The 3,583-nt window shown below is 46.8% G+C and carries 1 protein-coding gene; it reads right to left on the bottom strand.

Going from position 1 to position 3,583, the window contains the following annotated elements:
- A partial coding sequence (locus tag AB6K10_RS18900; protein ID WP_339119635.1) for a pullulanase occupies positions 1–3,583 on the bottom strand: 3,583 nt, incomplete at both ends.

Here is a 3,583-nt window from a genome sequence, read left to right as displayed (position 1 = left end):
CCTTTCGTGTAGTCACGTGTCACATTGTTAACAGGGTATTTCTCAGCATCTGTCGCCTTTTCCCAATCAAAACGATTGATGATATCCGAGGAATCATAGGAATCGTGAATGAAATAAGGATAGACGAACGGGTTGCCTTCAGAATCTGTCATATACGTAGATTTGTATGGTGCCTCTGTTGCAGGTGCTCTCCATTGCTTCGTACGTCCAAACTCTTGTCCAGCATGCAAGAACGCCGTTCCTTGAGAAGTCAGTACCATTGCATTACCCACGCGGATACGCTTATGAATTTCCAAGTCGTTTTCCGCGATTTCCGGATCTTTTTTAATAGATTGTGCGATGACATCGTATAGCGTCAGGTTGTCATGCGCCTCAATGTATTGGACCACATCGCCTGGTTGATCCGCTTCAAAGTTATACGGCTGTGCTTTAATGTTATCGAAAATTTGTTGCACGTTGCGCGCGCCACCTGTGATGAATCGTGGCTGTCCTTCGCTTCCGAAGCCGGATTTCAGTTCGTTACGGAATTCGTCGGAGAAGCTTCCGACCGCTTCCGTATATTGCATCCATTGCTGATCAGCCGCTTGGACCGGTTCGCCTTCGTCACCGGCAAATGTTACCCAGCCTTCCCCGATCATCACGATATTCGGGTTCAATTTTTTCGCTTCGTCAAAAGCGATCTGAATACTTTCTGCATCATGGTCTCCCATCATGTCAAAACGGAATCCATCCACTTTGTACTCGTCGACCCAGTGCTTGATGGAATCCACCAGCACACGGCGGGACATTTCATGAGTCGTTCCTAGACGACCGCCCCCAAAGCTTGTTCTAGGCGTTCCATCAGCATCCATGAAGTGATAGTAGTTTGGTACAAGGTCCTCGAAAATGTGGACCTGTGCCGTATGGTTGAACACCACATCGAGTACCACACCCATGTCGCGCTTATGAATCTCGTTGATCAGATTCTTGAATTCTTTGATTCTCAGTTCCGGGTCCTCAGGATTCTCCGAGTACATACCGGATAAAGAGAAATAACTGTGCGGATCATAGCCCCAGTTATAGTTGGTGTTGGTAGAAGCATACTCCAGCATGCGCTCCCCAGACTCCAATTCATTGCTGAAGTAATAACTCATCACAGGCAACAATTGAATGTGAGTGACACCTAACTCCTGAATGTAATCCAGTTTTTCTACAAAAGAAGCAAATGTACCGAACTGGACTTTCAGGTCCTCGCCGATATTCGGGTCAGACGTGAAGTCACGTACATGCACTTCATAGATGATAGTATCTTCGCGCTTTTCAAAGCCTGGGATATCAGCATAATCAAGCTCTGGCCCAATGGAGCCGATGTCCACAATCGCCGCTTTTCCGATCTTTTCCCCCGCTTCGTTGTTCCATGCTGCCATTGATTTGGCATACGGATCTAAAGCAAGATTCGTTACATCACCATGTGTGATTTCATAGTGGTAATAGTAACCTTTCAAACTATCAAGGCCAGTATTACCCTTAGTTAGCTTTACAGACCAGACACCGCGGTCCCCTTTTGCCATTTTGATTGTGTCAACAATCTCGTTCTGGTCATCCTTGTCATAAACCACCACAGACACATTGTCCGCTTTTGGCGACCATATTTTTAATGTAGCCGTTCCATCTTCATGCAATTCCGCGCCAAGCTTGCCCTCATAGGCATACATTTCATCGATCAACTTCCAGCCGGATTTTACAGAAATGGTGCGGTCTCCATATGTCACGGTGAACGGAATTTTCTCCAAATCAAACTCGCCGTAGACATGGATCGTTTTTTCGCCTTCAATGGTCATGTCTGTAAAAGGCACATTGTTCCCATCTACATCCTTGATCTCTAATTGCTCTTTCAATTCATCCAAATCTAATCTATCTGTCTTGGTAAAAGTAAGACTAATCAACTTGTCTGACAAGACCTCCCCGGACACAAGCGCCAATGGCACCGTTCCGTATGGGTTCGTATAGACCTTATCCTCGCCTTCTTTTACAAAAAGTTGGTTGTATTGCTTCAGCATATCGAAACTCATATCTCCCGTTTGCGCCCCTGTTTGCTTATTTACAAATAGGAAGCCGATTTTGTTTGCATCTTCTTTAAGCTTGATGTCGTAGTAAGCACCGTATTTACCAATGCCTGCAGCATCTGCGGCACCGTTCGGCCAGCCATCAGATGGGGTCTCGACATCCTCCCAGTTCCATAAACCCCATCCGTCATAGTCGGCATTCGTTCTTTCATAATGAATGCGGACCGTGTTTTCCGGTAGGTTGGCAGGTTCATATAAAAATACTTCGTCAGAGCCCTGCTTGATCCATACTTCATTTAATTCTGGACTGAACAGCTCAACACCTTTGTCTCCGCCGTCCTTGTCCCCGTTTGTTCTGTTCAGTACAAGGAATCCGACGTTTTGCGCGCCTTCTGAAAGCTCAACATCGACATAAGCACCATAATCAGTTACATTGCCTGGTTCAAACGGTGTGCCACCTGATGGCCAGTTTTCAGAAGGGGCCGCCACGTCTCCCCAAAGCCATAGGCCAAGGTTTTCGTAGCTGTTGTCTGTGCGTTGATAATGGATTCGAAGAGTGTTTTCACCGATTTTCCCCGGTTCCGTTGGCTCTTCCTCTACAGGCGGTCCTGCTCCATCCACTTCAAGCAGAACAGTGCCCCCATCCTCCATTGCAGGTATGGTGAAGGTTACTTGCCCTTGATCATTTGCTTGGTACTCGTGACCAGAATAGTGGTCCGTCACCACTGCTTCGGAGGAACCAAAGTTCAGGGTAACATCTTTTGCAGTAGCTGCCGTATTCAACCCTACATAAACAGAATTCTCTCCATATGTGCGGGAGAAAACCAAGAATTTGTCGTTGTCAGATCCCGCTACCTTCTCACGGTCCCCTTTAGCAAACGTGTTCGGATTTTCGTTACGGAAGTCCAGAACTTTTTTATAATGCTCTAGAGTTTCATTGCCTTCCACGTCATCCCACGGCATATTCTGGCGATTGTCGTAATAAGGATAATTATTTTTACCAGGCAAGCCCAGCTCTTCTCCATAATAGATGACAGGCTGTCCTTTTGCCGTCAGTTGAAGGGACGCCGCTACCTGATACTTCCCGAGATCTCCCCCAACCAGCTCAAGGAATCGGTCCTCGTCATGACTTCCTAAAAACTGCCCTAGTGTTGATGTATTGTTCAACTTGCCGTTGCGGGCCTCCAGCTTTTGCTGGACCGCATCTAGTTGCCCGTTCACAAAATCACGTGCATAGTTCTTAAACTCAAAATCTAGTAAAGAATCCATCATCCCGCTGTTCAGGTAGCCTTGATCATCATTGACACTTGCACCCCACGCTTCCCCGATCAGCTTGTGCTCCGGCATTTCTTTTGTCAGAGCATTTTTGAACGCCATCCAAGTGGTGTCTTCCACATGTTTGACAGTGTCAACACGGAAATAATCAATGGTATTGCCTTTTGCCGTTCTAGACTTTTCGATCCAGTCCGTCTGCCATTGCACCACCTGCTCACGGACATCCGCATTTTCCGTTAGAAAATCCGGTAGGCCAGCCAACT

Origin of the sequence: Halomonas sp. BMC6, assembly GCF_964204995.1 — a bacterium.
Lineage (GTDB): Bacteria > Pseudomonadota > Gammaproteobacteria > Pseudomonadales > Halomonadaceae > Vreelandella.
Note: the sequence above shows the minus strand (reverse complement) of the source record. Positions and strands in the feature narration are given on the sequence as shown.